The sequence below is a fragment of the Kribbella sp. NPDC056345 genome, from assembly GCF_042262745.1.
Lineage (GTDB): Bacteria > Actinomycetota > Actinomycetes > Propionibacteriales > Kribbellaceae > Kribbella.
On record NZ_JBHJQQ010000014.1, the window covers coordinates 65,999 to 91,217 of the forward strand.

Here is a 25,219-nt window from a genome sequence, read left to right on the forward strand (position 1 = left end):
CAGGGGTTCCCGCCACTAGTTCGTCAGTAGTGCGAGCTCGGAACCGGCCAGCAGGAAGGCGCCGACGCCGAAGTCGGCGGTCGACTCGTAGTTGACCGGCTGATTCGATTCCGGCCGGTCACCGACCTTCTGCACGTAGCCGAGGAAGCCGTCGGGGTGCACGGCGGTCTGAACCATTCCGTTCCACGCCCGCGCCGCCATCGGCAAATAGGTGACCGAAGGCAACAAACCGGTCCGGACGGCGTACGCCGCCGAGTACGCGAAGAACGCCGTACCGCTGGTCTCCGGGCCCGGAAGGTGCTGCGGGTCGGCCAGGTTGACGTTCCAGAAGCCGTCCGAGCGCTGGATCGACCGCAACGAACCCACCAGCTGCGTCAGGCCGGTCTTGTACTCCGCGACATTCGCCTGGTCGGCCGGCAGTGCCTTCAATGTCTTGACGTGCCCGGCCGCGACCCAGCCGTCACCTCGTGACCAGACCACCGGTTTCCCGTTGGGAGAAAGGATTCCGGTCGGCAGGAACCGCTCGTCGCGGTACCACAGCCCGTTCGACGGGATCCACAGTTTCCGGGTCCGCTTGGTGTGGTTGTAGAGCTGGTAGACCTTCGTCCAGTACGCCGGATCTCCGCGCAGCCGGCCGATCCGCGCGAACGGTGGCATCGCCATGTGCAGGGCGTCGCACCACCACCAGTCGTCGATCTTGGTGCTGTTCACCATCCGGCTCAAGGTGTCGGTTGCCGCGGTCAGCTTGCCGGCGCTCGGCTCCAGGTCGTAGAGATCGAGGTAGGTCTGGATGCAGTTGTGGTTGTCGGCATGCCGGGTCGTGACGCCGCCCGGGATGCCGTAGTTGTGCCGCTCGGCCCAGGCGCGCGCGTAGTTCAGGTAGCGCACCTCACCGGTCAGCTTGTGGGCGGCCATCAGGCCGCTGAAGAAGGTCGCGCGGGCCCAGCCGTTGTCGCCGGAGTTGCTGTGGGTGGCGATCCACTGGTCGGCGACGCGGCGCACGACCGCGATGATGTCGGCCCGCCGCGGCAGGCTGCTCGGGGGTGGTGCCGCCTGGGCGGTGGTGATGACAGAGGGTAGTGCCGGGGCGGCCATGACTGCGGTTCCGACGGTCAGGAACTGGCGTCTTTTCATGGGACAAATCCTCACTTTGTTCCACTGAACTGGGAAGAAACCGGTATTGGTTCCAGCGTGAAGTAATGCCTGCTGAGATGTTGACGCCCTTACCGTCCGTCGTCAAACTTCCGAAAAGACTCTGCGGATGAAGTGCCCTGGGACGGGCGTCCCTCGGCGCTTGCGGCGCCCAGGCACGCACCTCGCGGCACCGGAGGGAAGGCCACGATGAACCACATCGAGACCTCCCCTCCGGCACCCCGATGCACGCACCTGGACACCGCAATCGCTCGAGCTACACCCGCCCCAGGGCACTTGGGGGGAGCTGCAGAGCCTTCACCGCCCCGAGGAAGCAAGGAATCCGCCCATGAAAATCAGAGTTCTACTGCTGGGTGTGGTGAGCGCCGGTCTGGTGGCCGGCGCTCTGAGCAGCCCAGCGGTCGCCGTCCAGCCTGCAGCCCCGGCACCCGCGGAAGCGCCGGCCGTCTTCGCGCATCCCGGGGTCGGTGTCAGCCGGGCCCAGCTGGACTTCGTGAAGGCGAAGGTCCAGGCCGGTGCGCAGCCGTGGACCAACGCGTACAACCAGGCCAAGAACAGCGCCTTCGGCTCGCTGAACCGGACCCCGACGCCACGTGCTGTCGTCGAATGTGGTCCGTACTCCAAACCGGACTACGGCTGCACGAACGAGCGGCAGGACGCCATCGCGGCGTACACGGATGCACTGATCTGGTACATCAGTGGTGACGTGCGGTACGCGCAGAAGTCGATCCAGCTGATGGATGCCTGGTCGGCGACGATCCGCGACCACACCAACAGCAACGCGCCGCTGCAGACCGGCTGGGCCGCATCGTCGTGGCCGAAGGCTGCCGAAATCATCAAGCATGCTTACGGAAACTGGCCGAACTCCGGTCGCTTCGGGACGATGCTGCGCAACGTCTACGTGCCCGAGATCATCAACGGCTCGAACTCCAACGGCAACTGGGAACTGACCATGATCGAGGCCCTCCAGGGCATCGGCGTGTTCCTCGAGGACAGGGCGATCTATGACAAGGCGATCTCGCTGTTCAGCTACCGCGCTCCGGCCTTCGTCTACCTGTCCTCCGACGGCGCGCTACCGAAGACGGTGCCGAGCCAGAACCTGAACACCCGCGAGAAGATCGTCAACTACTGGCAGGGGCAGGGCACGTTCGTTACCGGTCTGACTCAGGAGACCTGTCGCGACTTCGTCCACACCGGCTACGGCATCTCCGCGATCTCGCACGTCCTGGAGACGGCCCGGATCCAGGGCATCGACATGTACCCCCAGTACGGCGAGCGCCTGCGCCACGCACTTGGCTTCCAGGCCAAGTACGAGCGGCAGGCCGAACCGGTCCCGTCCTGGCTGTGTGGCGGGACGGTGAAGCGTGGCCTCGGGCCGATCACCGAGGTCGGCTACAACGCCCTGCACACCCGCCTCGGGATCGCGATGGCGAACACCCAGGCGCTCACCGAGGCCAACCGGCCGTCGGGTACGAACCTGCTGTTCGTGGCGTGGGAGACGTTGACCCACGCGGAGAACCCCGCCTGAGGTAGCAGACTCAGGCCTTCGGAAGACGGTCCGGGAGTGTCGGGGATTCTGCCCCCTCGGCACTTCCGGTCCGTCATGTCAGCCGATGGCTTCGCCGCGTTTCCAGTAACCCTGGAAGGAGATCGCGGGCTTCGGCAGGCCGACCACGTTGACCAGATGGCGTCGTACCGCCTTGATCATCGCGGACTCACCGGCCACCCACGCGAAGTCGACGGACTCCGGGAGCTCGGACGATTTGAGGGCCTCGAGCAACGGAAGCTCGGCGTCCGACTCGGGGGTTGCCGTGATCCAGGTGACGTCGGCGGTGCCGGGTGTCGGCAGCGGCCGGATGTCGCGGTCGTCCGGGACCTGGGCGAAGACGGTCGCATGTACGTCGGGCGCCAGCTGCTCGAGAATCCCGGTCAGCGCCGGCAGTGCGGTCTCGTCGGCGATCAGAACGCGATGCTTGCTGGTGCTCGGCGGAACGTAGTCGACGCCGGAGTTCAGCATCCCCTTGGTGCTGCTGGTGTCGACCGCGAACGGGAGGAACAGCGCGATCTCCGCACCCGGTACGACGTCGGTCGCCCAGGCCGAGGCCGGTCCGTTGACACCGTGCAGCACGAACTCGATGTCGAGCTCGGACTGCTCCGCGCGCAGCTCGCGGATCGTGTAGGTGCGCATGATGACGCGCTCGTCCTCCGGCTGCGCGCACCAGTCGGCGTACCAGTCCTCGCCGGACAGGAGTTTGAGGCTGCCGCCGTTCGGTGGCGGGAGCAGGACCTTGATCCGCTGGTCGGGACCGGCGACGACCGCGTCGGCGATCCGCGGTGCGGTGAACGTCACGCGACGCAGGTGCGGGCTCAGATCCTCGACGGACCGGACGGTCACGAACAGCGAATCGAAGACGATGGGCCGGGTGGCGACTGCGGTCATCGGGTTCTCCAAGTCAGCCTCGGGTGCACAGGCGGGAAGGCTCGGGTTATTCTGAGGCCCCTAGAGGTTAGCCTTACCTAAGAGGATTCCAAAAGCCTGATGTCACCGCCCAGCACCGCTGTCGACTCCGCGACCGTTGCCGTTTCGGCACGCCCGCGCCGGACCCGGCGTGCCACGCTGGTCCTCGGGCTGATCGGTGCCATCGCCCTGCTGGCACTCGTGATTCTGCTCAGTATCGCGGTCGGTTCGAAGCAGATTCCGTTGTCCACGGTGATCGACGCCTTGCGGCATTACGACGAGTCGAACACCGATCACGTAATCATTCACTCACTGCGTGTGCCCAGAACGGTCATCGGCCTTTTGGTCGGTGCGGCACTGGGGCTGTCCGGTGCATTGATGCAGGGCGTCACTCGGAACCCGCTCGCCGACCCCGGAATTCTCGGGGTGAACGGCGGCGCCGCCCTTTTTGTTGTCGGCGGCATCTATTGGCTCGGGCTGTCGAGCCTGACGGCGTACGTCTGGCTCGCCTTCGCCGGTGCGGCCGCGGCCTCGGTGGCGGTCTACTTCCTCGGATCGCTCGGCCGGGAAGGCGCGACGCCGGTCAAGCTCGCGCTCGCCGGCGCGGCCCTGACCGCGATGCTCGGATCGCTCACGACCGCCTTGCTGATCACTGACGTCGACACCTTCGACCAGTTCCGGTTCTGGTCGGTCGGTTCGCTGGCCGGTCGTGGCTCGGACATCGCCAGTCAGGTCGCGCCGTTCATCCTGATCGGGATCGCGCTGTCGCTGGTCTGCGGCCGGGTACTGAACGCGATGTCACTCGGTGACGAGGTCGCGAAGTCGCTCGGTCAGCGCGTCGGGCTGTCCCGCTTGTTCGTCGCGGTCGTCGTCGTTCTGCTGTGTGGCGCCGCCACTGCGGCCGCGGGGCCGATCGGGTTCGTCGGGCTGACCATCCCGCACGTCGCGCGCCTGATCACCGGGCCCGACTACCGGTGGATCCTGCCGTACTCGATGGTGCTGTCCCCGATCCTGCTGCTCGGCTCCGACGTGATCGGCCGGGTCGTCGCGCTGCCGGGTGAGCTGCAGGTCGGCATCGTGACCGCGGTCCTCGGTGCCCCGTTCTTCATCATGCTGGTTCGCCGGCGGAAGCTGGCAGACCTGTGACCACGGCCGAAGAAGCAGTCCACATCATCACCCGGGCCCGCACGGTCCGGCAGGCCCGCACGATCGCAGTGGTCGCCGTACTGGCTGTTCTGGTCTTCGCCACGTTCTGCGTCTCCTTGTCCTTGGGCGACTACAAGATCCCGGTGCTCGACGTGGTGAAGACGCTGTTCGGTGGCGGCGACCGGGCCACCGAGTTCATCGTGAACCGGCTGCGGCTGCCGCGTGCCCTCACCGGCCTGATGGTCGGCGCCGCGCTCGGCATGTCCGGGGCGATCTTCCAGAGCATCGCCCGGAACCCGCTGGCCAGCCCCGACATCATCGGTGTCACGTACGGCGCGAGTGCGTTCGCCGTGTTCGCGATCGTCATTCTCGGGATGACCGGGCTGGTGGTGTCGGGGTTCGCCATCGTGGGCGCGACCCTGACCGCGTTCATCATGTACGTGCTGGCCTGGCGGCATGGGGTGTCGAGTTACCGGCTGATCCTGATCGGGATCGGGATCGGCGCGATCGCCACCAGCATCACGTCGTACCTGCTGACCAAGGCCCGGGTCGAGATCGCCCAGCAGGCGCTGATCTGGCTGACCGGCTCGCTGAACGGCCGCGACTGGTCGAACGTGCAGGCGATGACGGTCACGCTGGTGATCGCCGCGCCGCTGTCGGTCTGGCTCGTGCACCGGCTGCGGATCCTGCAGCTCGGCGACGAAACGGCGTACGGGCTGGGGTTGCGGGTGGAGAGCTCACGGCTCGGGCTGATCGTAATCGGGGTATTCCTGGCGGCGGTGGCGACCGCGGCCGCGGGGCCGATCGGGTTCGTCGCGTTCGTCGGTCCGCCGATCGCGCGCCGGCTCACCCGGTCCCCGGGACCGGCGATGATCGCCTCCGCGCTGATCGGTGCGCTGGTGGTGGCCCTGTCCGACCTGATCGCACAGCACGCGTTCGGCGACACGCAGTTGCCGGTCGGCGTGGTGACCGGCGTGGTGGGCGCGCCGTACCTGATGTTCCTGCTGGCTCGGACGAACCGGGTGGGAAGTGGCGGCTGAGATGGAGAATCCTGTGCAACGACACAGTTTGGCGGCTGAAGGACTCGCGGTCGGTTACGACCAGCGGCAGATCATCGACGACCTGTCGGTGGAGATCCCCACCGGCAAGATCACCGTCATCGTCGGCGCCAACGCCTGTGGCAAGTCCACGCTGCTGAAGACCCTGGCCCGGCTGCTCAAGCCGTCGAAGGGCACGGTGCTGCTGGACGGCAAGAGCATCCAGTCGATCCCGACCCGCGAGGTCGCCACCAAACTCGGTCTGCTGCCGCAATCACCGACCGCCCCGGAAGGCATCACCGTCGCCGACCTGGTCGGCCGCGGCCGCTACCCGCGGACCCGCTGGATCCGCCAGTGGACCAAGACCGACGACGAGGCGGTCGCCCAGGCCATGACGTCGACCGATGTCCTGGAGATCGCCGACCGCCCGATCGACGAACTCTCCGGCGGTCAGCGCCAGCGCGTCTGGATCGCGATGGCGCTCGCCCAGGAGACCGACATCCTGCTCCTCGACGAACCCACGACGTTCCTCGACCTGACCCACCAGTTCGAGGTCCTGGACCTGCTCGTCGACCTGAACAAGCGCGACGCCCGCACCATCGTCCTGGTCCTGCACGACCTCAACCAGGCCTGCCGCTTCGGCGACCACCTGATCGCCATGAAGAACGGCGCCATCGTTGCCAAGGGCAACCCCGACGACGTGATCACCGAAGAGGTCGTCCACGACGTCTTCGGCCTGCACGTCAAGATCATCCCCGACCCCGTCGCCGGCACCCCCATGGTCGTCCCCCTGGGCCGCCACACCACCCGCACCGACCGCCCCACCGACCTACCGGCGGGCGACGACGTACCGGCCTCCGCCGACCACCCCGCCGACGCAACGGCCCCCGCCAGCCCCGCCGCCGCAGCCCTCGCCGCCTCCGCCGCCGCCAACGGCATCTGCCGCCCCACCGACCGCTAGCCGGGCAGTCCCCCGCCGGCGGATTGCCCCAGACGACTCTCGTGGGCGTGAACACCCCGCGGTGGGCTTGAACAGGTAATACCTTGTCCGGGCCCACCAGTTCTTGTTCACACCCTCGGTTTGTGGCTGAGCGGGATGGAGAGGTCGGGGGTTACTTGGTTGAGGGGTGCTCAAGGTGGGGCTTGCCGGGGCGGCTGCGGGTGGCTGGGTGGAGGAGGAGGCCGGCTAGGAGGGCTCCGAGTGTTCCCATGGCTAGGTCGCCGAGGGTGTCGGTGTAGGCGGTTTGGAGTTCGGGGGAGTTGCGGAGGAAGGCTACGTACTCGCCGAGTTCCCAGATGACGGCGGCGGTGGTGCCGAAGCCGAGGGCTGTGAAGGCGGTGACGGGGCGGGAGAGGGTGCGCGGGGCGAAGGCCAGTAGGGCGCCGGCGGTGAGGAAGCCCCAGAGGACGAAGTGCATGGCGTCGTCCCACCAGTCGACGGTGTCGAACAGGTTGAGGCGGTTGCCGATCAGGTCGATCAGCCAGGGCAGGGTGAGCAGCAGGTCGGCGGGCCAGGGGAAGGTCCGGTGCAGTTTGCTGCGGGTGCGGCCGTAGGCCCACCACCAGAGCGGGAGCGCCATCGCGCCGATCGGGTAGACGATCAGGCGAGCGGTGGAGGCCTTGCCCTTGATACCGCTCAGATCCGGCCAGATGAGGGCCGTGAGCAACAATCCGAACAGCAGCAGCTTCGCGATCAGGGCGGCGTACCGGACCCGCGTGGCCGGGGCTGTCGTGGGGGCAACCATCGTCGTCATGCCTCTCAGTCAAACCGACCGCTGGGCGAGGCGGATGAGTACATCTACGCGAAGAACCCCCGCGATCCCGTCGGTGTGACGGACCGCGGGGGCTCTGGCAGAGCAGTGTCAGCCGACGCTCAGCAGGTCGACGACGAAGATCAGCGTCTCACCGGGCTTGATCGCGCTGCCGGCGCCGCGGTCGCCGTAGCCCAGGTGCGGCGGGATGACCAGCTTGCGGCGGCCGCCGACCTTCATGCCCTGGACGCCGGTGTCCCAGCCCTGGATGACCTGGCCGACGCCGAGCTGGAAGCCCAGCGGCGCGCCCCGGTTGTACGACGCGTCGAACTCCTCGCCGGTCGAGTGCGCAACGCCCACGTAGTGCACGTTCACCCGCGAGCCGGCTACTGCCTCGGCGCCGTCGCCCTCGGTGATGTCGGTGATCTCGAGATCCGCCGGCGGCGGTCCGTCGGGAAAGTCGATCTCTGGCTTGTCAGTCATGCCACCAGGCTAACCAGGCCCCCGGTCCACCCGGTTCAGCGGGTCAGCGTGGTGAACCAGCCGAGGATCTGCGGGTAGGCGAGTTCAGCGGTGCGGTTGTGGTCCACCGGCCCGGTATCCGTGATCGTCGACCGGGTGCCGCGTGGGTCGAGATTGCCGCGGCAGCTGTGCGCGTTTGCCGCCGGTACGTCGAGGTCCGCGGAACCGGTGTAGAACCGCGTAGGCACCCGCGGAGTCCAGTCCGTGCAGATGCGATCAGCCTCCCGCAACCGCTTGCCCAGCGGGCCGGTCGGCCGAACCAGCTGCTGGAGAAACGAGGCCCGGACGAGCTTGTCCGGGCTGCCCGGAAGCGCGGCCGCGATCTCCTGCACGGTGTGACTGCCGTCGAACATCGAGTCGACAACCCGGTCGTACGGCGGCAGGAACACCTCTGCCGGATCGTCGTACAGCGGGATCAGCCGACTCCAGGCAGTGATGAAGTAACCGAGGTAGAGCGTGGCGACAAACGGACTGACCTGCCCGTTCACCAGAGCAGGCAGCTCGACGCCCAGCAGGTCGTAAGGCCCAGCGACCGGCGCCATGGCCCGCAGCCCGAACCCGTGCACCTCGCCACGCTGCAGTGCCCGCCCGAGACTGAGCGTGATCCGACCGCCCTCGGAGAACCCAGTGACGAGTACGTCGTTCCGCACAGACCTGCCGAGTGTCTCGGAAAGGCGCCGGGCCGCGATCAGCTGATCGGCCGACGCACTCGTCTCGGAGGCAGTATCGCCGTACGGATGCCGCCCGGGTCCGGTGCCCAGGCCCAGCAGGTCAGGCGCAGTCACGGCGAACCCGGCCCCGGCGAACATCAGGCTGCGGACGCGGTCCGGACTGCTTCGCGAGACCGAGGCCGTCGAGGCCCGAGTCGCGTTGGTCCCGTGCAGGAAGGTGACCAGACTCAGCCGGCGTTCAGTACGGCGAGGTAGCGCGACCAGACCGCTTGCCGTGGTCGGTCTGCCCTCCGGGGTGATGGTCCGATAGACCACGCGGTAGGCGTCGGCGCCGTACTTCGCCGGCTCGGTCTTCATCCCCGTCGACTGCAGGTACTGGGTCAGTTCGCCGGACGTGAGGTGCTCGATGGGCTCGACCGACACCACCGAACCACGCCAGGACGAGTGAGCACCGGCGGCGACCGGAACGCTTGCCCCCAGCGTGGCGGTCAGGGCGACTATCGCGACAACGCGTTTGAACAGGCTCATCTCTCCAGACAACGCTGCGCGCGCCCAAGACGGGAGGGTCCTTCAACCACCCCCGAGGGGGACTTTCACCCACCTACCGGCGGCAGGTCGGCGGCTAGTTGGAGGAGACGGTCGAGGACTGAGCCACCGGAGGCGGAGCCGCCGTCGTGTTGCCACTCGTTGGTGATCCAGGTGGTGACGTTGCCGACGCGGGCGGCGGTTTGCAGGGAGAGGTCGGCGTCGACGTACATGTCCTCGTGCCAGATGGCGGCCGCGAGCGGGACGCGGTTGGCGGCCAGCCGGTCGACGTCGTACAGGCGAGGCCAGCCGCCTTCAGTGGCGAGCAGATTCGCGGCCTCGGCGAACTCGCGGAGACCGGAGATCTGTTCGAGCATCCAGGGGAAGATCATCTCGCCGGTGAACAGCAGACGGGCAGCGTCCGGGTCGAACTCCGGCGGGCGCAGCCGTTCGGCCGCCCAGTTCGTCGGGCGATCACCCTGGGCGTAGATCAGCTCGTGGATGACCACCCAGAGCGGGCCGATCCCGAATGCGGTCTTGCTCATCACCGCCGACAGGAAGGCATACGACAGTACGTCGCCGTCCCACGCGTCGTCGATGAGCCAGTGCAAGGTCTCCGCCGCCGAACCCATGCCGAGGCCGACCCCGAGCAGCTGGAAACGCCGTACGTCGAGGCGGTCGCCGTTCGGCAGCCGCACATCGTGATCACGGAGGTGGTCGGCGATCCGGCGGACTCGCTCGACATCGTCGGGGTAGCGGGCGTAGTAAGCGTCGTTCTTGGCGACCACGCGCGGCCAGGTCCGGCTGTAGACGTCGTCCGGAGTCGCGTCGAGGCCGGGCAGACCCCCGGTGACCAGGCAGGTCTTGAGACCCTCGGGGGCCAGCGACAGATATGTGAGGGTGATGAAGCCGCCGTAGCTGGTACCCAGGCTCGTCCACGGTTCGCCCGGGCTCAGCTGCTCGCGAATCAGCTCGGCGTCTCGCACGATCGAGTCCGCCCGAAACAGCCGCAGGTACGCCGCCAGTTCGGCCGGTGTCTTCGCGGCCGCGGTCCGCGCGGTGATCGCCGTACTGCGGCCAACGCCGCGCTGATCGAGCAGCAACACGCGGTAGTCCTTCGTGGCACGGCCGATCCAGCCGTCCGCCGAGAGCGGCCGGGGTGCGGCGAGACCGGGACCGCCTTGCAGGTAGACCAGCCAAGGCAGCTTGGCATCCGCCTTACCGGCCGCGACGACCTCTCGCCCCAGCACCTCGATCGTCTCACCGTCGGGCCTGGAGTGGTCCAGCGGAACTGTGAACAAATGGTCGGTGACAACCAACCCCGGCAGTCTCGGCATGTCTCCATCCTCGGACAGCGCCAGGGTCACGGACACCGGCGGGCAGAATGGCGGGCATGCCCACCTATCGCGCGCGTTTTGATGCCACGGTTGCCTTCACCAACGGGGGTGGCCTGCAGGTGCAGGGGTTCCTGGTCGACGTTCCGTCGGCGGAGGTCACGGCCGAGCAGATCGGCGAGCTCTTCCTCGACTCGCTGGGGTTGCTGATGGCGGGGGATGTGCAGCTCAGCAATGTGGAGGTCGTCGAGGCTGCGCACAAGGGCACGCGCGGTGGGCCCGCCGCCGACGGTGCGCCGCGCGGCGAGGGGACGGCGTACGTCGAGCTCAGTCATGTGATCCGTGACGGCATGGTCACGTTGCCGAACCTGCCTGGGCCGACCTTCAGTCAGCAACTGACACGGGAAGCCTCGCGGGAGGTCTACGCGCCGGGCACCGAGTTCGAGATCGGGCTGCTGACGATGGTGACGAACACGGGCACCTACATGGACAGCCCGTACCACCGCTACCCGGACGGTCACGACCTCACCGGGTTCAGCCTCGAGCGCACGGCCGATCTGCCGACGGTCGTCGTCCGGGTGGAAGACAGCGGCCGGCTGGGGATCGATGCGGCCGCGCTGGCGACGTACAACGTCCGTGGCAAGGCAGTCCTGCTGCACACCGGTGACGACGCACGATTCGGTACGCCGGGGTACGTCGAGGAGCCGCACTTCCTCACGCGTGACGGTGCCGAGTGGCTGATCGAGCACGGGGCGATGCTGGTCGGGATCGATGCCGCCAACATCGACGACATGACCGACGGCACCCGCCCCGCCCACACGCTGCTGCTCGGTGCGGGAATCGCGATCGTCGAGCACCTCACCAACCTGGCCGAGGTCCCACCTACCGGTGCACTCTTCACCGCAACCGCACCCCGCATCGAAGGCCTCGGCACCTTCCCCGTCCGCGCCTACGCCAAGCTGCCTTAGGCGAGAGTTGGTTGGCTGGGTAGCTCAGCGATCACCCAGGACCTCGCGGAGTTTGGTGGCGAACTCCGCGGGTTTGCCGGGCATCCCGTACTCGTCGCCGAGGAAGCCGCCGTGGTTGCTCGGGAAGATGACTGGGGTGAGGTCGAGGCGTTCGGCGAGTGCCTGGCCGCAGCGGGCGGCGAGTTGCCGGACGGACTCCTCGCCGCTGCCGATCACAAGTTTGTGCTTGGCCTTTGCCAAGGTGTCGAAGTCGGGCTCGTACGACGTCGTGCCGCGGATGTTCTGGCCGAGCAGGGCGTCGTCGCGGCTGCCGTCGTCCTCGGCGGACAGCCCGAACATCGCGGGATCGGGCGCGGGCCGGTCGGTGTAGTCGGCCGGGAACTCACCCTCGAAGCTGACCAGCGCGATGAACTTCGCCATCCCGGCGCCGTGGCCGTCCCGCTGGTAGGTCTCGTAGATGTCGTTGTTGGCGGCCTGCGCGGCCTCGCTGTCCGGGACGAGCTTGAGGAGCGGTGGCTCGTGCGCGACGAGCGTGTTGACGAGGTCCGGGCGGTTGGTCAGGAGGGCCAGTGCGTTCACCGCGCCGCCGCTGCTGGCGAAGATGTCGACCGGGCCGGCGTCGAGAGTCTCGATCAGTACGGCGAGGTCGCCGGCGTGGATCAGCGGGTTCAGCTCGCCGCTGTCGGTCCGCACGCTGCGCTCGACGCCACGCGGGTCGTAGGTGACGACCGTGCGGTCGGGGAAGTGCGATGCCAGGGTCGGGAAGCCACTCGCGCCCATCGGGCAACCGATCAGCAGGAGTACCGGCTGGTCGCGATCGGTGAGGCTCCCGCGAACGTCGTACGTGAGGGTGACGTGAGGAATGTCGACTGTGCTGGTGATCGGTTCCGTCATGACTGGAGCCTCTCACCCTCGCCCTCTGCGGGACTACCCTCGAGGGCCATGGGGAGAAAACTTCTGGCCGCGTTCGCGGCTGCTGCGCTGACCATCACCGGCTCCGGTACGGCGCACGCCGCCGGACCGAACTACGGCGAGTACTCGCTGATGTTCGAGAAGTCCGCCGGCCAGTACTGGGCCGGCGAGACCGCAGCGGGGCAGTGGGCGTGGACCCCGTTGAGCGCGACCGAGTCCGACATCTCCTGGGGTGACCCGCAGACCTGGCCGCCGCAGTACGCCGAGCACTTCATCCGCGACGGCGACTGGGTCCTCGTCGACGGCTACAACGACGGTCCCGGCCGACCGCTCACGCAGGTCCAGCGTGTCACGTCCGAGCAGATCGGCGACGCCAACTGCGAGAACCTCACGCCGATCCCGTCCGCCGACGGCCGCCAGCACTACGTGAAGTGGAACATCCCGGCCACCGGCTACTGCCTCGACGCCACCGGCACCATCAAACCCCCGAACGGCTCCACCACCGTCAACTTCCGCCACCTGCAGAAGTGGTCACCCCCGCACCCCTGCTCCAACTCGTACTTCGCCAACCAGACCTGCATCACCCAGTTCGAGCAGTGGTGGGACGACAACAACCACGCCTACTCCCTGCAGCTCTCCCGCACCCTCGAACTCGCCAAAGGCAAAGGCATGGCCTTCACCAACCGCACCACAGTCCCCGTCAGCTGGAACGCCGACGCCCGCTACTACTGGCACTACTAGGCGCGGGGATAGCCGGCGGGAGCGGCTGGGGCCGGGTGGGTGAGGATGCGGCCGGTCGGGGTGGCCAGCAGGCGGGTGAGGTTGGTTTCGAAGGACTCTTCGAGACTCCAGTCGGCGGTGAGGATGTAGAGCGTCCGACCGCCTAGCGCGCAGGCGAAACCGAAGTGCTCGAGCGGGACGGTTTCGAGGACCTCGCCGCCTTCGGCGATCCGAAGACAGCTCGGACCGGCTTCGGTGAAGCCCGGCGTCCAGATGGCGCCGTCGGTGTCCATGCACATGCCGTCGCCGGAGTGCGCCGCCCAGACCCGCCGATTGACGAGACCGCCGTCGGGCAGGACGTCGTACGCCGTCAAGGTGCGGGCGAAGGACTCGGCGATCACGAGCGTCCGGTTGTCCGGCGTGATGACCATGCCGTTCGGGAAGGCGAGTTCGTCGGCGACGCGTCGTACCGTGCCGTCCGGTGTGATCAGCAGGATGAATCCCGGCCGCTCGCCCTCGGCCGGAGCGAACGAGGCGCCGCCGTTCACGTAGATGTTGCCGCGGCCGTCGACGACGAGTTCGTTCAGACCGCCGTACGACGAGAGGTCCGCGTGCACGACGAGTTCGCCGGACGGTTCCTGGCGGAGCAGCAGACCTTCCTGACCGGAGACCACCAGCAGGCTGCCGTCGGGGAGCCAGTCGATCGAGAAGGGCAGCGTGGTGCCGACCCGCGCCATCACCTCTCTGGTGCCGTCCGGAGAGACGGCCAGGATCTCCTGTGTGCCCCAGTTCGCACACCACAGCCGACCGTCGTGCCAGCGTGCCGACTCGCCGATGACCAGTCCGTCCAGCAGAACCTCAGTCATGATCCAGCTCCTTCACGAGAGGGTGTTTACCTCTACACGAACGAGCCGGGCCGCAATCGACAGTCCGGGGCACGCTAGGCTGAGCGCCCGTGAAGGTCTTGGTGATCGGTACGGGTGGCCGCGAGCACGCGTTGGTGTGGGCATTGGCCCAGGACGCGGATGTCGAACAGGTGGTGGCGGCCCCGGGCAACCCTGGTATCGCCGTCCTGCATCCGGCGTACGACGGGCAAACGATCGTTTGCCGTCCGGTGGACATCGCCGACCACGCTGCGGTCGTCGCGCTGGCGACCGAGATGGGTGCGGACCTGGTCGTCGTCGGGCCGGAGGCGCCGCTGGTCGCTGGGCTCGCCGATCCGCTCCGCGAGGCCGGGATCGCGGTCTTCGGGCCGTCCAAGGACGCGGCTCAGATCGAGGGGTCGAAGGCGTTCGCCAAGGACGTGATGGCCGCTGCCAGCGTGCCGACCGGCCGGGCCTACGTGTGTACGACGCCCGAGCAGGCCGCGGAGGCGATCGACGCGTTCGGACCGCCGTACGTGGTGAAGGACGACGGGCTCGCCGCCGGCAAGGGCGTCGTGGTCACGTCGGACCGCGACGAGGCGCTCGCGCATGCGGCCGGTTGTGAGCAGGTGCTGATCGAGGAGTTCCTGGACGGACCCGAGGTGTCGCTGTTCGCGATCACCGACGGGACGACCGTGCTGCCGATGCAGCCCGCGCAGGACTTCAAGCGCCTTGGCGACAACGACGAAGGCCCCAACACCGGCGGGATGGGCGCCTACACACCGTTGCCCTGGGCACCGGAAGGTTTGGTTGCCGAGATCACCGACAAGGTGCTGCAGCCGACCGTCGACGAGATGCGCCGCCGCGGTACGCCGTTCAGTGGCCTCCTGTACGCCGGTCTCGCGCTGACGTCCCGTGGTCTGCGCGTGATCGAGTTCAACTGCCGCTTCGGGGACCCGGAAACCCAGGCGCTGCTGCCGATGCTGAAGACCCCGCTCGGCGGTCTGCTGCTCGCCGCCGCCACCGGCAAGCTCGGCGCCTACGACAAACTGAGCTGGAAGAACGGCTCCGCGGTCGCGGTCGTGGTCGCGGCCAAGAAGTACCCGGCCAGCCCTCGCAGCGGCGACGTGATCGCCGGTGTCGACCAGGCCGAGGGCGACGACGTCCGCGTCTTCCACGCCGGTACGGCGCTCGACGGCGAGGACCTCGTCACATCGGGTGGCCGGGTGCTCGCGGTCAGTGCCACCGGCAAGGATCTCGACGAGGCCCGCCAGCGCGCCTACGCCGGCGTCGGCCAGATCCGGATCAAGGGTTCCCAGCACCGCACCGACATCGCCCTCAAGGCGGCCCGAGGAGAGATCACGGTCTGACGGGGCTCACCACCGCTGGTAGCTGCCGCCAGGGCTCCGGTCCAAGGTGCCGTCGAAGGTGTTGTCCTTGATCGGGTTCACCCGCTCGAACTGCGGCACCTCCGGCAGCGGGTTCTCGAAGATCTCGCGCAGGCGGAGGTCATCGATCCCCGCGACGCCGAGCACGGCGACGCGGCGCAGGCCGGTCGCGACCTGCTCGCGCAGTTCCCGGTGCAGCGGGCTGAACCGAGGCAGGATCCGCGGCCGGACGACACCCTGGGCGGCGAGTGCGTCGTCGAGCGCCATGACCGCCTGACTGGCAGTCAGCTGGGCTACGAACTCGTCGACCGGCAGACCGGAGGCGGGCAGCAGGTCGAGCGCGGCGGTCTCGATTCGCAGGGCGGCCGAGCCCTCGGCGGCCTCCAGCGGGGCCTCGCCTTCCTTCACGCGCTGCCGCTTGAAGCCGACCTCCAGCTGACCGGCGGTCGCCATCGTGACGAACACGGTCAACGCCACCCGCTCGGCGCCGCCGAGGATCCAGGCGGTCTCGTAGTCCGTGAGTCTCTTCACCTTTCCCATGGTGCAGCGGAGGCAGGGTCACCGGGTCTGGGAGAATAGGGGCGTGTCGAGCCCTGTGAAGCCCCGGATCCCGAACGTTCTCGCGTCCCGTTACGCCAGCCTGTCGATGGCGCGGCTGTGGTCGCCGGAGCACAAGATCGTGCTGGAGCGGCAGCTGTGGCTCGCGGTACTCAAGGCACAGAAAGAGCTGGGCGTCGACGTACCGGACGGGGTCGTCGAGGACTACGAGCGGGTGGTCGACCAGGTCGACCTGGAGTCGATCGCGGCCCGGGAGCGGGTCACGCGGCACGACGTGAAGGCGCGGATCGAGGAGTTCAGCGCGCTCGCCGGGCACGAGCACATCCACAAGGGCATGACGAGCCGGGACCTGACCGAGAACGTCGAGCAGCTGCAGATCCGGGCCGGGCTCGAGCTCGTCCGCGATCGGGCGGTGGCGACCGCCGTACGGCTCGGGCAGAAGGCGGCCGACCACGCGGCGCTGGTGCTGACCGGCCGGTCGCACAACGTGGCCGCGCAGGCGACCACGCTCGGCAAGCGGTTCGCGTCCGCGGCCGACGAGCTGCTGGTGGCGATCGCGCGGCTCGAGGAGCTGATCGAGCGCTATCCGCTGCGCGGGATCAAGGGGCCGGTGGGGACGTCGCAGGACATGCTCGACCTGTTCGGCGGCGACCCGGCCAAGCTGGACAAGCTGGAGAGCGACATCGCCCAGCACCTCGGCTTCAGTCACACGCTGACCAGCGTCGGCCAGGTCTACCCGCGGTCGCTGGACTACGACGTCGTCTCCGCCCTTGTGCAGCTCGCCGCGGGCCCGTCGAGCCTGGCCACCACGATCCGGCTGATGGCCGGGCACGAGCTGGTCACCGAAGGTTTCAAGGAGGGCCAGGTCGGCTCCTCGGCGATGCCGCACAAGATGAACACCCGGTCCTGTGAGCGGGTCAACGGGCTGGCCGTCATCATCCGCGGCTACGCCTCGATGGCCGGTGAGCTGGCCGGTAACCAGTGGAACGAGGGCGACGTCTTCTGTTCCGTCGTACGGCGGGTCGCCCTGCCGGACGCGTTCTTCGCGCTGGACGGGTTGTTCGAGACGTTCCTGACCGTGCTCGACGAGTTCGGGGTCTATCCGGCCGTGGTGAGCCGCGAGCTCGAGCGGTACCTGCCGTTCCTGACCACGACCAAGGTCCTGATGGCCGCGGTGAAGAACGGCATCGGCCGCGAGACCGCGCACGAGGTCATCAAGGAGCACGCGGTCGCGACCGCGCTGGACCTGCGCAAGGGACTGGCCGCGAACGACCTGTTCCACCGCCTCGGCGAGGACGGCCGGCTCGGCCTGACCGAGGACCAGATCGTCGGCATCGTCGGCGAGCCGCTGTCCTTCACCGGCGCGGCCGTCGCGCAGGTCGGCGCGGTCGTCACCCGCATCGACGAGCTCGCCAAGCGGTACCCCGAAGCCGCGGCGTACAACCCGGGTGACATCCTCTAGTCCGTGTTCGAACCGCTGACCTGGGCCCTGGTCGGGCTGAGCCTCCTCGCGATGGTGTACGCCGCGGTCCTGGCTGTCCGGGACAAGCGGATCGACTGGCCGGTCCTCGGCGTACTGGCCGTGGTCGAGGTCGGCCTGCTGGCGCAGCTCGTCGTCGGCATCGTCCAGTTGACCGGCACGGACCGGGATGTCTCCGGACCGTTCTTCATCGGCTACCTGGTCGGCGGGCTGCTGGTGCTACCGATCGGTGCGCTGTGGGCGCTGGCCGAAAGCAGCCGGTGGGGTGCGGGCGCACTCGCCTTCGCCTGCCTGGTGATCCCGGTCGTCGAACAGCGCCTCCACGAGATCTGGGTGGCATGAGCGGCTCGGATCCCGGCGCGACTCGGCGTGGGCCGGGGCGGATCCTGGTGCTTGTGTACGGCGTGTTCGCGCTGGCCGCGACCGCCCGCGCCGGCGTCCAGATCGCGACTCAGTTCTCCGACGCCCCGATCGCCTACCTGCTCTCGGCGTTTGCGGCGGTCATCTACTGCGCTGCGACCTTCGCGCTGGCCAAGGCGACCACGCTCTCCCGGCGCGTTGCGACGATCGCGATCGCCATCGAGTTGATCGGCGTACTGGGGGTCGGTGCGTTCAGTTACGCCGTACCGGAGGACTTCCCGGATGCGACCGTGTGGTCGCACTTCGGGCAGGGGTACGGGTTCGTCCCGCTGGTGCTCCCGATCCTCGGGCTGTTCTGGCTACGTCGAACTCGGTAGCAACGCGAACCGCAGCGCGCGCAGGACGAACTGCGGCCGGGCGAGTGCGGTCGGGTGGTCGAGCATGGTGGTGACCCGGTTGAACTGGACGTTCAGATCGTCGTCCTTGGCCGTTGCCGCGAAGATCAGGCTGGAGAACCACTTCGTCAGCCGATAGCCGCGCGGGTACGGCCCGTCGACGTGGGGGAGCGCGAGGTCGGCCAGGGTCGAGAGCTGCCAGGCGACGTCGACGACCACGTTGACGTCGTCGAAGTACGAGCGGGCAGGCAGTTTCAGGTCCGGGTCTGCAGACAGGTACGCCGACAGGCACGAGGCATGCAGGGTTGCCGAGGTCATCCCTTGCCCGTAGATCGGGTTGAAGGATGCCACCGCGTCACCGGCCACGATCAGGCCGGCCGGGATCCGCTCGAGCTCGTGGTAGTCCCGGCGCCGGCTGTCGGCCTGGTGGTACGTGTTCACCTCGCCGAGGAGTTCGCCGTGCTCGGCGATCTGGGCGAACTCGGTCGGGTAGTCCGAGCGGCACCGCTTCCGGAAGTCCTCGATATCCCGCGTCGGCCGATCGTCGGCGTACCCGGCGACGAGCACCAGCCAGCGATCACCCTCCACCGCGAGAATGCCGCCCTGGCGGAGTGGCCGGCCGCTGCCGGGCTGGTTCTGCGCGATCGAGACGCCGATGTCGGAGATCTCGGGGTCCCGCCGGAACAGTGCGCTCGCGTAATTGAGCTTGATCGGCATCCGGTGCATCGGCGGCTGCGGCCACCCGGCCGCGCCGAGCCAGTCGCTGAGCCGGCTGGAGCGTCCGGTCGCGTCGACGACCAGGTCGGCAGGCACAGTCACGAGCGACTCCGGTCCGGCGGTGCCGTCGGGCTGATAGCGGGCGGCGGTGACCCGGTCGTCGGCGAGCTCGATCCCGTCGGCGCGGCCGTGCACGAGCCGGATGTTGCCGATCTCGAGCGTACGGCGGCGGACCATCGACTCCAGGAACGGCCGGGTGCTGATCAGCGCCGCACCGAGCGAACCCGGGGGCGGTCCGGGCCGGAGCTCGCCGTTGATGTAGGTCCGGCTCTGCTCAGGCGGCGGGTTGACCGCGCCTGCGGCCAAGGCCTCCGCGGAGAACCCCGGGAACCACCGGTCCAGCTGGGCATGACCAGCTGGCAGCAGCGCGTGCACCTGACTGCCTTGCGGTACGCCGGGGCGCGGCTCGGTCGAGTCGCCGGTTGTGTCGCGTTCGACGATCAGCACCTCGTCGGCGTGATCGCTGAGCACCCGGGCGGCCATCAGACCGGCCATGCTCGCGCCCAGCACGACCGCGCGCTCCATCAGGACCTTCGGTTTCCCCGGTCGCTCGGCACTCGTGATCCGGGCAAAACGTTGCGCAACCGACTCAGCCACTGACCAGCCCCCCAGGCAGGAAATGAAAGTAACTGCCACCTTAGGGTCTCTGTCATCTTTCCGCCGCCGCACGCATGTCGCGACTCCCAGCCAACTCCCAGCCGTGCCCAGGGACCACCCAAGGTTCGGTCGACAGAGTCGAAGTCATGCAGACATCAGGTCATCCCAGCGATTCGAGACGGGTCGAGATCGTCGTACCCGTCAAGAACGAGGAACACGACCTCGGCCCGAACATCCGGCGGTTGCGGGAGTTCCTGGACACCGCCTTCCCTTATTCGGCCGAGGTCTGCATCGCCGACAACGGCAGCACCGACGCGACGTACGAGATCGGTTCGCTGCTCGCGATCGAACTGCCCGGGGTCCGGGTGGTCCGGCTCGAGCAGCCGGGTCGCGGGCGCGCCCTCAAGCAGGTCTGGTCGGAGTCGACGGCCGACGTGCTCGCCTATATGGACGTGGATCTGTCCACCAATCTGAACGCGTTGCTGCCGTTGGTGGCTCCGTTGTTCGCCGGGCACAGTGACGTTGCCATCGGCACCCGGTTGTCCAACGGGTCGCGGGTGGTCCGGCGCCCGAAGCGTGAGTTCATCAGCCGCTCCTACAACTTGTTGCTCAGGGCAACGCTGAGCACGCACTTCTCCGATGCACAGTGCGGTTTCAAGGCGATCCGGGCGGACGTGGCCCGCGAGCTGCTGCCGTACGTCGAGGACACCAGCTGGTTCTTCGACACCGAACTGCTGGTGCTGGCGGAACGCGCCGGGCTGCGGATCCACGAGGTCCCGGTGGACTGGGTCGACGACCTGGATTCACGGGTCGCGATCGCCAAGACGGTCGGCGAGGATCTGCGCGGGATCGTGCGGCTGGCTCGGGCGCGGATCGACCTCGAGCCGATCAGGGCGACGTACGGGCGACCGCGCGTGCTCGATCCACGGACGGCGTTGGCTGCGCGGGTACTGCGGTTCTGCGCGGTCGGCGTACTGAGCACGCTGGCCTACGCGCTGCTGTATCTCGTGCTGAGACAAGGGATGCCGGCGCAGGTCGCGAACGTGCTTGCCCTGCTCATCACCGCGATCGGCAACACCGCACTCAACCGACGGATCACCTTCGGAGTCCGCGGGGTCGAGGGCAGATGGCGGCATCAGCTGCGCGGCCTCGTCACCTTCGGCATCGGGTGGAGCCTGACCGCGTGCTCGCTGTGGTTGCTGCACACCGCGGTGGCCGCACCGCATCAAGGCGTCGAGGTGACCGTGCTGACCCTCGCGAACCTGGCGGCGACCATCGTCCGCTTCAGCCTCTTCCAGGCCTGGGTCTTCAACGACGACGCACCCACCCTCCCCACCCTCGAACCTCAGGAGCAACTGACATGGCGACACTGACCGAGTCCAGACCCCGAGTGGTGGCCAGACCACTCACGCTGAGCCGGGACAAGATCCTGTACGGCGGGTTGCTGGTCCTCACCGCGATCGCCTACCTCTGGGGGCTGTCCAAGAACGGCTACGCCAACGAGTACTACGCGGCCGCCGTCCAGGCCGGGTCGACGAGCTGGAAGGCCTGGTTCTTCGGGGCGTTCGACTCAGCGAGTTTCATCACCGTCGACAAGACACCGGGCTCGTTGTGGGTGATGGGCCTGTCCGGGCGGATCTTCGGGTTCAACAGCTGGAGCATGCTGGTTCCGCAGGCGCTGATGGGTGTTGCGAGCGTCGGCTTCGTCTATGTCTCGGTACGGCGCTGGTTCTCGGCCAACGCGGGACTGCTGGCCGGTGGCGTCCTCGCGCTGACGCCGGTCGCCGTACTGATGTTCCGCTTCAACAACCCCGATGCGCTGCTGATCATGCTGCTGTGCGCCGGAGCGTGGGCGGTCACCCGGGCGATCGATTCCGAGAAGCATGCGGCTCGGTGGATGATGCTGGCCGGCGCTCTCGTCGGGTTCGGGTTCCTGGCGAAGATGCTGCAGGCCTTCCTGATCCTGCCCGCGTTCGGGCTGGCGTATCTGGTGGCAGGCAGGTCCGCGCTCGGGAAGCGGATCGTGCACAGCGGGCTCGCGGTAGTCGCGATGATCGTGAGTGCCGGCTGGTGGATCGCGATCGTCGAACTGGTGCCGGCGTCGGCGCGGCCGTGGGTCGGCGGGTCGTCGACCAACAGCATTCTCGAGCTGACACTGGGCTACAACGGGCTCGGGCGACTGAACGGGAACGAGACCGGATCGGTCGGCGGCGGTACCGGCAACCCCGGCTGGGGTGGTGCGACTGGGGTGCAGCGGTTGTTCGGTGGTGAGTTCGCCTCGCAGGTCGCTTGGCTGCTACCGGCTGCATTGCTGGCGATCGTCGTACTGATTGTGGCTGCCGGGAAGGCGCCGCGAACGGATCGGATTCGGGCGTTCACGATTCTGTGGGGCGGCTGGCTGGTGGTGACCGGACTGGTCTTCAGCTTCATGCAGGGGATCATCCACAGCTACTACATGATCGCGCTGGCACCGGCCATCGGTGCGGTGATCGGTGCAGCGATGATGGTGCTCTGGCGGCGCCGGACCAAATGGTTGCCGCGAGCAACACTTGCCGGTGGGATCCTGCTCACGGCCGGGTGGAGTTTCGCGTTGCTGAACGAGACGCCGACCTGGAATCCGTGGTTGCGGTGGGTCGTGCTGGTGGCCGGGGTGATCTCGGCGGGCGCGCTGCTGATGGTGCCTGAGCTCGGGCTCAACCGGGCAACGGCCCGACGGGTCGGGCTGGCCACGGGTGCGCTGCTGATCGTGACGGCGCTGGCCGGGCCGGCGGCGTACTCGGTGAGCACGATCGCGACGGCTCACGCTGGCGCGTTGCCGACGGCCGGGCCGTCGGTTGCTGGTGGCATGGGCGGTATGCGTGGCGGTCGTGGGGGTGGCGGAGGGCCTGATGGGCAGGCTGCGCCGGGCGGTGCAACGACTGGGCGGAACGGGATGGGCATGCCGGGTGCGACGACTGGGCAAGGCGCAGCGCCGACCCGTGGTGGCGGCGGTGGATTCCTGGGTGGTGGCGGGATCAGCAGCGTGTCGAGCGAGCTGATAGCGCTGCTGCAGCAGGGTTCGACGGGTTACACCTGGGCCGCCGCGGCGGTGACCGCGAACGGTGCCGCGCCACTCCAGATCGCCGCCGAGGTGCCGATCATGGCGATCGGTGGGTTCAACGGGACCGATCCCGCGCCCACTCTGGCCGAGTTCAAGGAGCTGGTTGCTCAGGGCAAGGTTCATTACTTCGTCGGCAGTTCCCGTGGCGGATTCGGTGGTGCGCGCGGCGGTGCGTCGTCCGACATCACCACCTGGGTGTCCCAGAACTTCAAGGCTCAGACCGTCGGTACCACCACCGTCTACGACCTCACGACCAGTAACTAGGAGCATTTTCCCCGTAAGGGGTGGTGTGACACGTGTGGAGTGGGGTAAGCATCTGGGGGTGGAATGGTCGAACGTCACCTGGTTCCTGACCGCGCTCGGTGCGGTCGTCGTGCTGTTGACGCGCGTCCGGCTCGGAGGTGCAGTGGTCGACGGCACCGGCCGATCCAGCGGGGTAGCCGGGTATTCGGCTGCCCTGCTGCGGATTCACACCACCGCGGGCGTCCTCACCTTGCTGGTCTGGATCGTTGCCCTGCTCACCCTTCGCCGGGAGATCGCTCTCCTCGGGCTGGCCGGCTGGTGGCTGCTGGCGGTGGTCGGATTGTTGCTTCTGGCCCGTTGGCTACCGAGCGGGGGCAAACATTCCGAGCACACCCGCGGCGACGCCTGGGGCTCCGGTGCCGGGCTCTCCCTCCTCGGCCACATCGGCGTACTGCTGGGATCCGGCTACTTCACCTGGGTCACGCTGACGGACCGCCTCTGACCAACCCATCCAGTACGGCGGCGACTGTACGCCGTACCCCGTCCTCGAAGTCGGCCTCCGAGAGCGTCGAGCCGACCCCGGCGACGCGGTCGTAGAGGAGGCCGTCCAGCATCGCCGCCAGCGGCCACGCGGCCCGCTCCGGATCCGGTACGCCGAGGGTCGCGAGCAGCTGGCCGAGCATCTCGCGCAGTTGCCGCCCGCCTGCGTTGATCGCGGTCCGTAGCTCGGGCTGCCGACTCGCTTCCAGTGAGAGCTCGTAGCGCGCGATCAGGTCGTCCGGTCGCTCGGCGGCGAGCCCGAGAACCATCGCAACCACCAGCTCGTTCGGCGGCAGCTCGCTCTGAGGCGGGGCGACGGTCTCCACGTCGCGGGCGAGCATGCGGTTCACGCACGCGGTCAGCAGCGCACTGCGGGTGCGCAGGTAGTACGACGTGGACCCCGGCGGCAGCCCGGCCTCGCTGTCGACGGCTCGGTGCGTGAGCCCGCGCAATCCGCGGCTCGCGACCAGCCGAATCGCGGCGTCGGCGATCGCATCCCGTCGATCCGCCCCCAGCGGCACCTGCTTCGTCACATCGGCAGTCTCGCACTTCCCAGCCTGCCTCTACAAATGTAGAGTCGAGGTATGAGGACAGCGATCGTGGTGGGGGCGGGGATCGGCGGGGTGACTGCGGCGGTGGCGCTGCAACGCTGTGGCTGGGAGGTCACGGTCCTGGAGCGCGCGGCTGAACTGGGGGAGGTCGGCGCGGGCATCTCGCTCTGGCCGGCCGCGGCCGCTGTACTCAGCGAGCTCGGGGTCAAGGGAGTCGATCAGGCAGCCGTGCCGTCCGGCCCGTTCGGCCTGCGCAAGCCGAACGGCCGCTGGGTGGTCGCCGCGCCCGATCTCGGCCTCGACCTGCCGGTGATGATCCACCGGGCGCAGCTTCATGACCTGATCACCGCCGAATTCGGTCCAGCCGTGACCGTCCGGACCGGGTACACCGTCGAGACCGTCACCCAGGACGACACCGGGGTGCTGGTCAACGGCTCGCTCCGGGCCGACCTGCTCATTGCGGCCGACGGACTCCGCAGCGTGGTCCGCACGGCGCTCTACCCGCAGTACGCCGGACCGCAGTACTCGGGCTCCACGGCGTACCGGGGTATCACCGAGACGAAGGCCAACGACGGTGGTGAGACCTGGGGATCGGCAGAGCGCTTCGGAATCGCCCAGCTGATCGACGGCCGCACCTACTGGTACGCCACGCACAACCAGCCCGCCGGCCAGAGCGGCGACCTCGCCGAGGTCATCCGCAAATACGGCAACTGGCACGACCCCATCCCCGCACTCCTGGCCACCACCCAGACCGTCCTCCAGAACGACATCTACGACCTCGCACTCCCACTCGTCCCCTTCGCCGCCGGCCGGATCGCCCTCCTCGGCGACGCCGCCCACGCCATGACCCCCAACCTGGGCCGAGGCGCCTGCACCGCCATCGAGGACGCCGGCGCCCTGGCCAGACACCTCACCTCCACCCCCGACCCAGTCACCGCCCTGACCCAGTACGACGCCGCCCGTCGCCCCGCGGCCACCCAGCTCGTCAAACGCTCCCGCCAGATCGGCCGCCTCGGCCAACTGGAGAACCCACTCGCGATCGGCGTGCGGGACGCGCTGATGTGGCTGGGCGGAACTGCGGTGCGCGGAGCCGCCGCACTGACCAAGTCCCGCCGGGCCCCCAAGCCCACGCCCAGCAACCGCTGACGAGGGCACGTGGGACGCGGTTGAT

At 68.3% G+C, this 25,219-nt stretch carries 25 protein-coding genes; 14 read left to right on the forward strand and 11 right to left on the reverse strand.

Annotation, left to right across the window (positions count from 1 at the left end; all coding sequences use genetic code 11):
• Nucleotides 1-15: 15 nt before the first annotated feature.
• Nucleotides 16-1,134 carry a glycoside hydrolase family 88 protein gene (locus ACFCV3_RS35125; RefSeq protein ID WP_376037757.1) on the reverse strand — a complete coding sequence of 373 codons (1,119 nt, stop codon included), beginning with the start codon at nt 1,132-1,134 and terminating at the stop codon, nt 16-18.
• Between the two features lie 346 nt (nt 1,135-1,480).
• Here ACFCV3_RS35125 and ACFCV3_RS35130 point away from each other — a divergent pair, with 346 nt between their 5' ends.
• Nucleotides 1,481-2,680, forward strand: a complete 1,200-nt coding sequence (locus tag ACFCV3_RS35130; protein WP_376037759.1) for an alginate lyase family protein — start codon at nt 1,481-1,483, stop codon at nt 2,678-2,680.
• Between the two features lie 78 nt (nt 2,681-2,758).
• Here the strand turns inward: ACFCV3_RS35130 and ACFCV3_RS35135 are convergent, their stop codons facing one another.
• Nucleotides 2,759-3,592: a siderophore-interacting protein gene (locus tag ACFCV3_RS35135; RefSeq protein ID WP_376037761.1), complete on the reverse strand. Its 834-nt coding sequence runs from the start codon at nt 3,590-3,592 to the stop codon at nt 2,759-2,761.
• A 99-nt stretch (nt 3,593-3,691) separates the two neighbouring features.
• Here ACFCV3_RS35135 and ACFCV3_RS35140 point away from each other — a divergent pair, with 99 nt between their 5' ends.
• Genes ACFCV3_RS35140 through ACFCV3_RS35150 form a run of 3 tightly spaced genes read left to right on the forward strand, consistent with a single transcriptional unit; the run spans nt 3,692 to nt 6,754 of the window.
• Nucleotides 3,692-4,756 carry a FecCD family ABC transporter permease gene (locus tag ACFCV3_RS35140; RefSeq protein WP_376037763.1) on the forward strand — a complete coding sequence of 355 codons (1,065 nt, stop codon included), beginning with the start codon at nt 3,692-3,694 and terminating at the stop codon, nt 4,754-4,756.
• Entirely contained in the window at nt 4,753-5,796 is a 1,044-nt protein-coding gene (locus ACFCV3_RS35145; protein WP_376037766.1) for a FecCD family ABC transporter permease, read from the forward strand. Before ACFCV3_RS35140 ends, ACFCV3_RS35145 begins: the two co-directional genes overlap by 4 nt.
• A gap of 1 nt (nt 5,797) precedes the next feature.
• Nucleotides 5,798-6,754, forward strand: coding sequence for an ABC transporter ATP-binding protein (locus tag ACFCV3_RS35150; protein ID WP_376037769.1), 957 nt, complete (start codon nt 5,798-5,800; stop codon nt 6,752-6,754).
• Nucleotides 6,755-6,905: 151 nt separating this feature from the next.
• Here the strand turns inward: ACFCV3_RS35150 and ACFCV3_RS35155 are convergent, their stop codons facing one another.
• From ACFCV3_RS35155 to ACFCV3_RS35170, 4 genes are all read right to left on the reverse strand, one after another.
• The gene (locus ACFCV3_RS35155) at nt 6,906-7,547 is read right to left on the reverse strand and encodes a hypothetical protein (RefSeq protein ID WP_376037771.1); all 642 of its coding nucleotides are present in this window, start codon (nt 7,545-7,547) and stop codon (nt 6,906-6,908) included.
• A 108-nt stretch (nt 7,548-7,655) separates the two neighbouring features.
• Nucleotides 7,656-8,027 carry an FKBP-type peptidyl-prolyl cis-trans isomerase gene (locus ACFCV3_RS35160; protein ID WP_376037773.1) on the reverse strand — a complete coding sequence of 124 codons (372 nt, stop codon included), beginning with the start codon at nt 8,025-8,027 and terminating at the stop codon, nt 7,656-7,658.
• Between the two features lie 35 nt (nt 8,028-8,062).
• A complete protein-coding gene (locus ACFCV3_RS35165; RefSeq protein ID WP_376037776.1) occupies nt 8,063-9,265 on the reverse strand; it encodes a hypothetical protein in 1,203 nt (400 codons plus the stop codon).
• A 65-nt stretch (nt 9,266-9,330) separates the two neighbouring features.
• Entirely contained in the window at nt 9,331-10,599 is a 1,269-nt protein-coding gene (locus tag ACFCV3_RS35170) for an alpha/beta fold hydrolase (protein WP_376037778.1), read from the reverse strand.
• A 56-nt stretch (nt 10,600-10,655) separates the two neighbouring features.
• On the opposite strand from ACFCV3_RS35170, the gene ACFCV3_RS35175 reads away from it, so the two are divergent.
• Nucleotides 10,656-11,564: a cyclase family protein gene (locus ACFCV3_RS35175; protein ID WP_376037781.1), complete on the forward strand. Its 909-nt coding sequence runs from the start codon at nt 10,656-10,658 to the stop codon at nt 11,562-11,564.
• Nucleotides 11,565-11,588: 24 nt separating this feature from the next.
• Here ACFCV3_RS35175 and ACFCV3_RS35180 read toward each other — a convergent pair whose 3' ends face one another.
• Nucleotides 11,589-12,458, reverse strand: coding sequence for an alpha/beta fold hydrolase (locus ACFCV3_RS35180; protein WP_376037783.1), 870 nt, complete (start codon nt 12,456-12,458; stop codon nt 11,589-11,591).
• 48 nt (nt 12,459-12,506) lie between these two features.
• Between ACFCV3_RS35180 and ACFCV3_RS35185 the strand changes: the two genes are divergently transcribed.
• A complete protein-coding gene (locus tag ACFCV3_RS35185) occupies nt 12,507-13,217 on the forward strand; it encodes a hypothetical protein (protein WP_376037786.1) in 711 nt (236 codons plus the stop codon).
• On the opposite strand, the gene ACFCV3_RS35190 is transcribed toward ACFCV3_RS35185, so the two are convergent.
• Nucleotides 13,214-14,062, reverse strand: coding sequence for an SMP-30/gluconolactonase/LRE family protein (locus ACFCV3_RS35190; protein WP_376037788.1), 849 nt, complete (start codon nt 14,060-14,062; stop codon nt 13,214-13,216). The two genes, ACFCV3_RS35185 and ACFCV3_RS35190, sit on opposite strands and share 4 nt — an antisense overlap.
• 89 nt (nt 14,063-14,151) lie before the next feature.
• Here ACFCV3_RS35190 and purD point away from each other — a divergent pair, with 89 nt between their 5' ends.
• Nucleotides 14,152-15,429 (forward strand): phosphoribosylamine--glycine ligase, encoded by a 1,278-nt coding sequence (purD, locus tag ACFCV3_RS35195; RefSeq protein ID WP_376037791.1) that lies wholly within the window; start codon nt 14,152-14,154, stop codon nt 15,427-15,429.
• 6 nt (nt 15,430-15,435) lie between these two features.
• Here purD and ACFCV3_RS35200 read toward each other — a convergent pair whose 3' ends face one another.
• Nucleotides 15,436-15,978: a hypothetical protein gene (locus tag ACFCV3_RS35200; RefSeq protein ID WP_376037792.1), complete on the reverse strand. Its 543-nt coding sequence runs from the start codon at nt 15,976-15,978 to the stop codon at nt 15,436-15,438.
• Nucleotides 15,979-15,985: 7 nt separating this feature from the next.
• On the opposite strand from ACFCV3_RS35200, the gene purB reads away from it, so the two are divergent.
• Genes purB through ACFCV3_RS35215 form a run of 3 tightly spaced genes read left to right on the forward strand, consistent with a single transcriptional unit; the run spans nt 15,986 to nt 18,222 of the window.
• Complete coding sequence (purB, locus tag ACFCV3_RS35205; RefSeq protein ID WP_376037795.1) at nt 15,986-17,467, forward strand: adenylosuccinate lyase; 1,482 nt, start codon at nt 15,986-15,988, stop codon at nt 17,465-17,467.
• Nucleotides 17,468-17,470: 3 nt separating this feature from the next.
• Nucleotides 17,471-17,827 (forward strand): hypothetical protein, encoded by a 357-nt coding sequence (locus ACFCV3_RS35210; protein WP_376037797.1) that lies wholly within the window; start codon nt 17,471-17,473, stop codon nt 17,825-17,827.
• Nucleotides 17,824-18,222, forward strand: coding sequence for a hypothetical protein (locus tag ACFCV3_RS35215; protein WP_376037800.1), 399 nt, complete (start codon nt 17,824-17,826; stop codon nt 18,220-18,222). Before ACFCV3_RS35210 ends, ACFCV3_RS35215 begins: the two co-directional genes overlap by 4 nt.
• On the opposite strand, the gene ACFCV3_RS35220 is transcribed toward ACFCV3_RS35215, so the two are convergent.
• Nucleotides 18,205-19,614, reverse strand: a complete 1,410-nt coding sequence (locus ACFCV3_RS35220; RefSeq protein WP_376037803.1) for an FAD-dependent oxidoreductase — start codon at nt 19,612-19,614, stop codon at nt 18,205-18,207. The two genes, ACFCV3_RS35215 and ACFCV3_RS35220, sit on opposite strands and share 18 nt — an antisense overlap.
• A 146-nt stretch (nt 19,615-19,760) precedes the next feature.
• Here ACFCV3_RS35220 and ACFCV3_RS35225 point away from each other — a divergent pair, with 146 nt between their 5' ends.
• Genes ACFCV3_RS35225 through ACFCV3_RS35235 form a run of 3 tightly spaced genes read left to right on the forward strand, consistent with a single transcriptional unit; the run spans nt 19,761 to nt 23,459 of the window.
• The gene (locus ACFCV3_RS35225; protein ID WP_376037805.1) at nt 19,761-20,987 is read left to right on the forward strand and encodes a glycosyltransferase; all 1,227 of its coding nucleotides are present in this window, start codon (nt 19,761-19,763) and stop codon (nt 20,985-20,987) included.
• Complete coding sequence (locus ACFCV3_RS35230) at nt 20,975-22,978, forward strand: glycosyltransferase family 39 protein (protein WP_376037807.1); 2,004 nt, start codon at nt 20,975-20,977, stop codon at nt 22,976-22,978. The genes ACFCV3_RS35225 and ACFCV3_RS35230 overlap by 13 nt, the downstream gene beginning before the upstream one ends.
• A gap of 25 nt (nt 22,979-23,003) precedes the next feature.
• Nucleotides 23,004-23,459 (forward strand): hypothetical protein, encoded by a 456-nt coding sequence (locus ACFCV3_RS35235; RefSeq protein WP_376037810.1) that lies wholly within the window; start codon nt 23,004-23,006, stop codon nt 23,457-23,459.
• On the opposite strand, the gene ACFCV3_RS35240 is transcribed toward ACFCV3_RS35235, so the two are convergent.
• On the reverse strand, nt 23,437-24,030 hold the full coding sequence (locus ACFCV3_RS35240) for a TetR/AcrR family transcriptional regulator (protein ID WP_376037812.1): 594 nt from the start codon (nt 24,028-24,030) through the stop codon (nt 23,437-23,439). The two genes, ACFCV3_RS35235 and ACFCV3_RS35240, sit on opposite strands and share 23 nt — an antisense overlap.
• Before the next feature lie 51 nt (nt 24,031-24,081).
• On the opposite strand from ACFCV3_RS35240, the gene ACFCV3_RS35245 reads away from it, so the two are divergent.
• Nucleotides 24,082-25,194, forward strand: coding sequence for an FAD-dependent monooxygenase (locus ACFCV3_RS35245; RefSeq protein WP_376037815.1), 1,113 nt, complete (start codon nt 24,082-24,084; stop codon nt 25,192-25,194).
• The last annotated feature ends 25 nt before the right edge of the window (nt 25,195-25,219 follow it).

What these genes read in the sequence shown, in the direction of transcription:
- ACFCV3_RS35125 (WP_376037757.1), bottom strand. Translation starts at nt 1,134, where the DNA reads ATGAAAAGACGCCAGTTCCTGACCGTCGGAACCGCAGTCATGGCCGCC.
- ACFCV3_RS35130 (WP_376037759.1), top strand. Translation starts at nt 1,481, where the DNA reads ATGAAAATCAGAGTTCTACTGCTGGGTGTGGTGAGCGCCGGTCTGGTG.
- ACFCV3_RS35135 (WP_376037761.1), bottom strand. Translation starts at nt 3,592, where the DNA reads ATGACCGCAGTCGCCACCCGGCCCATCGTCTTCGATTCGCTGTTCGTG.
- ACFCV3_RS35140 (WP_376037763.1), top strand. Translation starts at nt 3,692, where the DNA reads ATGTCACCGCCCAGCACCGCTGTCGACTCCGCGACCGTTGCCGTTTCG.
- ACFCV3_RS35150 (WP_376037769.1), top strand. Translation starts at nt 5,798, where the DNA reads ATGGAGAATCCTGTGCAACGACACAGTTTGGCGGCTGAAGGACTCGCG.
- ACFCV3_RS35155 (WP_376037771.1), bottom strand. Translation starts at nt 7,547, where the DNA reads ATGACGACGATGGTTGCCCCCACGACAGCCCCGGCCACGCGGGTCCGG.
- ACFCV3_RS35160 (WP_376037773.1), bottom strand. Translation starts at nt 8,027, where the DNA reads ATGACTGACAAGCCAGAGATCGACTTTCCCGACGGACCGCCGCCGGCG.
- ACFCV3_RS35165 (WP_376037776.1), bottom strand. Translation starts at nt 9,265, where the DNA reads ATGAGCCTGTTCAAACGCGTTGTCGCGATAGTCGCCCTGACCGCCACG.
- ACFCV3_RS35170 (WP_376037778.1), bottom strand. Translation starts at nt 10,599, where the DNA reads ATGCCGAGACTGCCGGGGTTGGTTGTCACCGACCATTTGTTCACAGTT.
- ACFCV3_RS35175 (WP_376037781.1), top strand. Translation starts at nt 10,656, where the DNA reads ATGCCCACCTATCGCGCGCGTTTTGATGCCACGGTTGCCTTCACCAAC.
- ACFCV3_RS35180 (WP_376037783.1), bottom strand. Translation starts at nt 12,458, where the DNA reads ATGACGGAACCGATCACCAGCACAGTCGACATTCCTCACGTCACCCTC.
- ACFCV3_RS35185 (WP_376037786.1), top strand. Translation starts at nt 12,507, where the DNA reads ATGGGGAGAAAACTTCTGGCCGCGTTCGCGGCTGCTGCGCTGACCATC.
- ACFCV3_RS35190 (WP_376037788.1), bottom strand. Translation starts at nt 14,062, where the DNA reads ATGACTGAGGTTCTGCTGGACGGACTGGTCATCGGCGAGTCGGCACGC.
- purB (WP_376037795.1), top strand. Translation starts at nt 15,986, where the DNA reads ATGGTGCAGCGGAGGCAGGGTCACCGGGTCTGGGAGAATAGGGGCGTG.
- ACFCV3_RS35215 (WP_376037800.1), top strand. Translation starts at nt 17,824, where the DNA reads ATGAGCGGCTCGGATCCCGGCGCGACTCGGCGTGGGCCGGGGCGGATC.
- ACFCV3_RS35225 (WP_376037805.1), top strand. Translation starts at nt 19,761, where the DNA reads ATGCAGACATCAGGTCATCCCAGCGATTCGAGACGGGTCGAGATCGTC.
- ACFCV3_RS35230 (WP_376037807.1), top strand. Translation starts at nt 20,975, where the DNA reads ATGGCGACACTGACCGAGTCCAGACCCCGAGTGGTGGCCAGACCACTC.
- ACFCV3_RS35245 (WP_376037815.1), top strand. Translation starts at nt 24,082, where the DNA reads ATGAGGACAGCGATCGTGGTGGGGGCGGGGATCGGCGGGGTGACTGCG.